This window comes from Streptomyces prasinopilosus, assembly GCF_001419695.1.
Classification (GTDB): domain Bacteria; phylum Actinomycetota; class Actinomycetes; order Streptomycetales; family Streptomycetaceae; genus Streptomyces; species Streptomyces prasinopilosus.
Genome location: NZ_LIRG01000083.1, coordinates 1 through 6,853, shown reverse-complemented (window position 1 = coordinate 6,853; position 6,853 = coordinate 1). Strand labels below are relative to the sequence as shown.

6 protein-coding genes are annotated in these 6,853 nt (G+C 73.9%); 3 read left to right on the top strand and 3 right to left on the bottom strand.

The window, feature by feature from the left end; all coding sequences use genetic code 11:
• Window positions 1-546, bottom strand: a 546-nt coding sequence (locus tag AOK18_RS05025) for an NADP-dependent oxidoreductase (RefSeq protein WP_157865034.1), incomplete at its 3' end; no start/stop codon positions are given.
• A gap of 222 nt (window positions 547-768) precedes the next feature.
• Between AOK18_RS05025 and AOK18_RS05020 the strand changes: the two genes are divergently transcribed.
• Both AOK18_RS05020 and AOK18_RS05015 read left to right on the top strand, forming a co-directional pair.
• Complete coding sequence (locus AOK18_RS05020) at window positions 769-1,815, top strand: phosphotransferase family protein (protein WP_055693514.1); 1,047 nt, start codon at window positions 769-771, stop codon at window positions 1,813-1,815.
• 2 nt (window positions 1,816-1,817) lie between these two features.
• A complete protein-coding gene (locus AOK18_RS05015; RefSeq protein WP_055693513.1) occupies window positions 1,818-3,032 on the top strand; it encodes an acyl-CoA dehydrogenase family protein in 1,215 nt (404 codons plus the stop codon).
• A 36-nt stretch (window positions 3,033-3,068) separates the two neighbouring features.
• On the opposite strand, the gene AOK18_RS05010 is transcribed toward AOK18_RS05015, so the two are convergent.
• Both AOK18_RS05010 and AOK18_RS05005 read right to left on the bottom strand, forming a co-directional pair.
• Complete coding sequence (locus AOK18_RS05010) at window positions 3,069-3,662, bottom strand: TetR/AcrR family transcriptional regulator (protein WP_055572194.1); 594 nt, start codon at window positions 3,660-3,662, stop codon at window positions 3,069-3,071.
• Between the two features lie 175 nt (window positions 3,663-3,837).
• Window positions 3,838-4,611, bottom strand: a complete 774-nt coding sequence (locus tag AOK18_RS05005) for an SDR family oxidoreductase (RefSeq protein WP_055693512.1) — start codon at window positions 4,609-4,611, stop codon at window positions 3,838-3,840.
• Window positions 4,612-4,852: 241 nt separating this feature from the next.
• Here AOK18_RS05005 and AOK18_RS05000 point away from each other — a divergent pair, with 241 nt between their 5' ends.
• Window positions 4,853-6,136 (top strand): exo-beta-N-acetylmuramidase NamZ family protein, encoded by a 1,284-nt coding sequence (locus AOK18_RS05000; RefSeq protein WP_055693511.1) that lies wholly within the window; start codon window positions 4,853-4,855, stop codon window positions 6,134-6,136.
• The last annotated feature ends 717 nt before the right edge of the window (window positions 6,137-6,853 follow it).

The window sequence follows — 6,853 nt, the reverse complement described above, 5'->3', positions numbered from 1 at the left end:
CGCCGTCCAGCTCGCCGTGCCCAGGACGCGGGCACCGAGGTGCACGGCGAGCTGGACGGCGAGGGAGCCGACACCACCGGCCGCGGCGTGCACCAGGACGGTCTCGCCCCGCTTCACCCGCAGGGCCCTGTGCAGCACCTGGTAGGCGGTGAGCCCCGCGAGGGGCAGTCCGGCGGCCTCCTCGAAGGACAGGTTGCGCGGCTTGCGCGCGAGGGCCCGCACCGGGGCCGCCACGTACTCGGCGAAGGTGCCGCGGGAGAGGAAGTCCTCGCGCGCGTAGCCGATGACCTCGTCGCCGGGGGCGAACTCGGGGACGGCGGCGCCGGGCCGCACCACCACGCCCGAGACGTCCCAGCCCGGGACGACGGGGAACACCGGGGCCAGGAGCTGGTCCAGGTAGCCTTCGCGGCACTTCCAGTCGACCGGGTTGACGGCCGCCGCCCGCACCTTCACGAGCACCGAGTCGGGGCCGACCCGGGGTTCCGGCATCTCCGTGAGTTCGAGTACCTCGGGGCCGCCGTAGCGTGCGTAACTGATCGCCTTCATGGAACCGACCCTTCGTCGTCGTCTCCCGCCGCGCAAGTGGATCGCCGGGACTGCCGCCGTCCACGTGGCGGCCGGCGTGCGGCGGGCCGGGGCCGCCGGGTTCCCCCCGCGGCCCCGGCCACGTCGTGGCCCCGGTCACGTTTCCCCCTCGCCCTGGACGACATACCGACTGGTCGGCATCATGTGGGGGTACCGTCACGTCACCGGCCCGCAGGAGTGAGTATGAGCCCCGACCACCCGCCCGGACTGGATCTCGACCGGCTGGGCGCGCTGCTCGACCGGAAGCGGCCCGGCCTGGTGAACGGCCCCCTCTCCGGCCGGCTGATCGAGGGCGGCAGGTCGAACCTCACCTACGCGGTCTCCGACGGCACCGCCAAGTGGGTGGTACGGCGTCCTCCGCTCGGGCACGTCCTGGCCACCGCGCACGACATGCGGCGCGAGCACCGCGTGATCAGCGCGCTGCACGCCACCCCCGTCCCGGTCCCCCGCACGGTGCTGCTGTGCGAGGACGAGGAGGTGCTCGGGGCCCCCTTCTACGTCATGGAGTTCGTCGAGGGCACCCCCTACCGGACGGCGGACCAGCTGGCGCCGCTCGGCGCGCAGCGCACCCGGCAGGCGGTGTTCGCCCTGGTGGACACGCTGGTCGACCTGCACGCGGTGGACCCCGGGGAGGTGGGCCTGGCCGACTTCGGCCGTCCCGAGGGCTTCCTGGACCGGCAGCTGCGGCGCTGGGGCAAGCAGCTGGACGCCTCCCGCAACCGGGAACTGGCCGGCATCGACGAACTGCACGCCGCGCTCGGCCGGGAACTGCCCCACTCCCCCGCGCCGGCCGTGGTGCACGGCGACTACCGCCTGGACAACGTCCTGATCGCGAGCACCGACGGGGGCACCGACTCGATCCGGGCCGTCCTCGACTGGGAGATGTCCACCCTCGGTGATCCGCTGACCGACCTCGGCCTGCTGGTGATGTACGGCATGCCGCTGGGCACCCCCGACTCCCCGGTCTCCACGACCGCCGAGGCACCCGGGCACCCGTCGCCCGCCGAGCTGATCGAGCGGTACGCCGCCCGTTCGGGCCGCGACGTCTCCGGGATCGCCTGGTACACGGCGTTCGCCTGGTTCAAGCTCGCGGTGATCCTCGAGGGCATCCACTACCGCTACACGCTGGGGCAGACCGTCGGCCCCGGCTTCGACCGCATCGGCGATCTCGTCCCCGTCTTCATCGGGCACGGTCTGACCACGCTTCGCGAAGGCCTCCGGAAGGGCTGACCATGGACTTCACGTTCGACGCGCGCACCGAGGAACTGCGGGCCGCGCTCCTCTCCTTCATGGACGAGCACGTCCTCCCCGCCGAGCGGGTCGCCGACGGGCAGCGCGCCGCGCTGGACTCGCCGTGGGCGAATCCCCCGGTCGTGGAGGAGCTCAAGGCGGAGGCGCGCGGGCGGGGCCTGTGGAACCTGTTCCTGCCCGGTTCCGAGCACGGTGCCGGCCTCACCAACCTCCAGTACGCGCCGCTCGCCGAGATCATGGGCCGCTCCCCGCAGCTGGCGCCCACGGCGACGAACTGCGCGGCGCCCGACACCGGCAACATGGAGGTGCTGGCGCAGTTCGGCGACGAGCGGCAGCGCAAGCAGTGGCTGGAGCCGCTGCTGGCGGGTGAGATCCGCTCGGCGTTCGCGATGACCGAGCCCGACGTGGCCTCCTCGGACGCCACCAACATCACCACGCACATCGAGCGGGACGGCGACGAGTATGTGATCACGGGCCGCAAGTGGTACATCTCCGGGGCGATGCACCCGGACTGCCGGATCTTCATCGTGATGGGCAAGACCGACCCGGACGCGGCGGACGTCCGCCGCCAGCAGTCCATGGTCCTGGTGCCGCGCGACACCCCGGGCGTCACGATCACGCGCGCCATGCGGGTGTTCGGCTACGAGGACCACTACCACGGCGGCCACGCCGAGGTGGTCTTCGACCGGGCGCGGGTGCCGGTGTCGAACCTGATCGGCGAGGAGGGCGGCGGCTTCGCCATCGCGCAGGCGCGGCTCGGCCCCGGCCGGATCCACCACTGCATGCGGCTGATCGGCATGGCCGAGCGGGCGATCGAGCTGATGTGCCGGCGGGCCGTGTCCCGGGACGCCTTCGGCAAGTCCCTGGCGCAGCAGGGCGTCGTGCAGAACTGGATCGCGGACGCGCGGGTCGCCGTCGAGCAGCTGCGGCTGCTGGTGCTGAAGACGGCCTGGATGATGGACACGGTCGGCAACCGGGGCGCGCACACCGAGATCCAGGCCATCAAGATCGCGACCCCGCGCACGGTCGTCGGCATCCTCGACCGGGCCATCCAGCTGTACGGCGCGGGCGGGGTCAGCCAGGACCACCCGCTGGCCGAGCTGTACGCGGCCGCCCGGACCCTGATGATCGCCGACGGGCCGGACGAGGTGCACCAGCGGTCGCTGGCGCGGCGGGAGATCAGGAAGTACCGCTAGGGCCCCGGGGCCGCGCCGGCCCGCGGCCCCGGCGCCTCAGGGACGCAGGGCGCGCAGCAGCAGGTCGGCGAGGTGGTCGGCGACCTGCTGCGGGGTGAGGGGGCCGTCGGGGCGGTACCAGGTCGACAGGTGGTGGACGGAGCCGAAGTGGTAGTCCACCACCAGGTCGGCCGGGGTCGCGGTGGAGAACACGCCCGCCGCCTGGCCCTCCTCGACCAGCGCGCGGAAGCGCTCGTGGTAGCGGCGGCGCTCGGCCCGTACCTGCTTGTTCTTCTCCGGGCTCAGGTGGTGCATGGAGCGGAAGAAGATCGACGCGTCGTCGAGGTTCTCGATCGTCGTGACGACGACGTCGGCGGCCGCGCCCCGCAGGCGCGCCTCGATCGGCTCGTCGGCGTTCGCGTAGGCGTCCAGGCGCTCCTGCTGGACGCGCAGCACGCGCGCGTAGACCTCGTGCAGCAGGTCGTCCTTGGAACCGAAGTAGTGGTAGAGCGCGCCCTTGGTGACCCCGGCCGCCTCGACGATCTCCTGCACCGAAGTGCGGTCGTAGCCCTGCTCGGCGAAGAGCCGGGTGGCGGCGGCCAGGAGCCGCTGCGGCACCGGGGGCCCGTCGCCGTCCGTCGTCCTGGGCACTTCCGCCACCTGCCTTCCGTGTCACTGCCTGTCGTCGTCGGACCCGCCGGTGCCGCCGGCCGTCGCCGGCCGGGGCGTGCGGTCCGTTTCCCCGAGGGGGATCTTCCCACCTCGGGGCCCCGGCGCGTCGGGCAGGACCGCCCCGCGGGACGCGGGGCCTCCCCGCGCACCGGTCTCAGCGGGTGGACTCCCAGTGCCGCTGGATGCGGTTCATGCCGCCGAGCCAGCGCTCCGGGTCGGCGGCGCGGGCCTGGTAGTACTCGGCGACCTCGGGGTGCGGCAGGATCAGGAAGCGGTCCTCGTCGATGCCGCGGAACAGCGCGTCGGCCACGTCCTCCGGCTCGATCGCGGTCGGTTTGAGGACCAGGTCGCCCGCGCTGCCGCTGGCGGTGAGCATGTCGGTGCGGACGCCCTGCGGGCAGATCGCGTGGACCTTCACCCCCCGGTGGCGGTACGTCAGCGACAGCCACTCGGCGAAGGCGTAGGCGCCGTGCTTGGTGACGCTGTAGGGGGCCGTCCCGATCATGGTGAGCAGTCCGGCGGCGGAGACGGTGGAGACGAAGCGGCCGCCGCCGCGCTCCAGCCAGTCGGGGAGCAGCGCGTGCGCCGCGCGGACGTGGGCCATGACGTTGACGTCCCAGGAGAGCGCCCAGCCCTGTTCGTCGAGCGGTTCGCCGGGGTGCCCGCCGTCGCGGCCGACGCCGGCGTTGGCGCAGTAGACGTCGACCGTGCCGCCGAGCGCGTCGCGGGCCTCGGGCAGGACGGACGAGGCGTCGCCCGGGACCGCGATGCCGCCGATCTCGCCGGCGACGGCCTCGGCGCGGTCGGCGTCCAGGTCGTTGACGACGACCCGGGCCCCCTGGCCGGCGAAGCGGCGGGCGAGTGCCGCCCCGATGCCGCCCCCGGCGCCCGTGACGACCACCTTCGCACCCTGTACGGCTTCCACCATCGGCTCCTTCGCGCGGCTGCCCGGTCGCCCGGTTGCTTCCCGGCCCTGCGACGGCCCGACCACGGGGCCGTCCCGGTCGTACGGCCGCTCGGGCCGTACGACGCGTCGCGCCAGACTAACCGGTCGGTATGCCGGGTGGAAGAGAAGTGCCGCACGGCGGCGGCCCGGCTCGTTCCCCGGGCGGCGCACGCGCGTTAGCGTGCGTGAGCATGACATCGGCAGCGACCACGGAGGCCACGGCATGAGACTGTCCAGACGGAGCCTGCTCGCCACCACCACGGCCGCCCTCGCGGCCACCGCCGCGACCCCGGCCGCCGCCCGGGACGGCGCGGAGGGGATCCCGGGATCCGGCCGGGCCGCCCCGGCGTCCGGGCGCCGGGGCCTGCGCACCGGCTTCGAGCAGCTCGCCGCGGACGGTTACGCGGCGCTCGACGGGGAGCGGGTCGGCGTGGTCACCAACCCGACGGGCGTCACCCGGGACGTGCGGCACATCGTCGACGTCATGCACGCCGACGACCGCGTGGACCTGACCGCCGTGTTCGGCCCCGAGCATGGTTTCCGGGGCACCGCGCAGGCGGGCGGCTCGGAGGGCCGCCACGACGACCCGGCGACCGGCCTGCCCGTCTACGACACGTACCTGAAGAGCGGCCGGCCGCTCGCCGACGTCTTCACCGCCTCGGGCGTCGACACAATCGTCTTCGACATCCAGGACGTGGGCGCCCGCTTCTACACGTACATCTGGACGCTGTACGACTGCATGGAGGCGGCGCGGCTCGCGGACAAGCGGTTCGTGGTCCTCGACCGGCCGAACCCGGTGTCCGGCCGGGCCGCCCTGGGGCCCGTGCTGCACCCGGAGTTCGCCACGTTCGTCGGGCGGCAGCCGATCGCGCAGGCGCACGGGATGACGGTGGCGGAGCTGGCACGGCTGTTCAACGCCGAGTTCCTGACCGAGCCGGTGCGGCTGGAGACGGTACGGATGGCGGGCTGGCGGCGGTCCGACTTCCACGACGCCTCGGGGCTGCCCTGGGTACCGCCCAGCCCGAACATGCCGACGCCCGAGACGGCCCTGGTGTACGCGGGGACGTGCCTGTTCGAGGGCACCAACCTGTCCGAGGGGCGCGGGACGACCCGGCCGTTCGAGCTGCTGGGCGCCGAGGGGATCGACGGGCGCTGGGCGGCCGAGGCGAACGGCCTGGGCCTGGCGGGCGTGCGGCTGCGCGAGGCGTACTTCGCCCCCACGTTCTCCAAGTTCCAGGGGAGGACGGTCGGGGGCGTGCAGCTCCACGTGCACGACCGGGAGGCGTTCGATCCGGTGCGGACGGGGGTGGGACTGCTGGTGAGCGCGAAACGGGCGTGGAGCGGGTTCGCCTGGCGCCCGGACCACTGGATCGACAAGCTCACCGGCTCCGAGCGGGTGCGCACGATGATCGACGCGGGCGCGGACACGGACGAGGTGGTGGCCGGCTGGCGGGAGGAACTGGCGGCGTTCCGGCGGACGCGGCGGGAGTACCTGCTGTACCGCTGAGCGCGCCCCGGCGCCGGGCGCCCCGGACCGCGGCCGGCCGCCGCCGCCCGGGGCGTCCGGCGTGTCCGGCCCTCCCGCCGCCGCCACCTGCGCGGACTCCGTCCCGCGGCGTTCCCGGGGGCGGCGGGGCGGCCGGGGACGGGATCGGCGGGCATAACCCTGCCGTCTTCAGGAACCCGTGGAGGCCGCGGGGAGTTCTCTGTCCGTCGGGGGTGACGCGCACGGCGCGGCGCCTCCCCGGCGGGGCCGCGGTGCCGGATCGTCCCCGCCGGGCATACGCACGGGCCGTCCGGGCAGCCGCCGGGAACCGGGGCGGTGAGCGGGACCGCGAGGGAGGCGACCATGGGCATGACCGCGGCCATGAGCGTGGCGCGGACCACGGAGGCGTTCCGGGGGACCACGACCGGAGCACGGGCCGGAGGAGTCGGCCCGAGGTTCCGGACGGCCGGCCGGGAGAGGCCGCCGGAAAAAGGATGGAGCCGATTCGCTTGTCGATACGTCTACTCGACGACGTCCGTTCGACGACGCCGAAGTGACCGGATTACAGGTGCAGGTGTGACGGAGGTGCAGGACGATGGCCGGTTTCCGAAGTCTGGCGAGACAGGTTCGAGATCCGCGGTGCGACCTGGCGCTGCGGCGCTATTCGCTGCGCAAATGCCTTGAGCGGTTCGCTCCGTACGGGCACAGGGCGACCTGGGACCATCTGTGCGCGCGGGC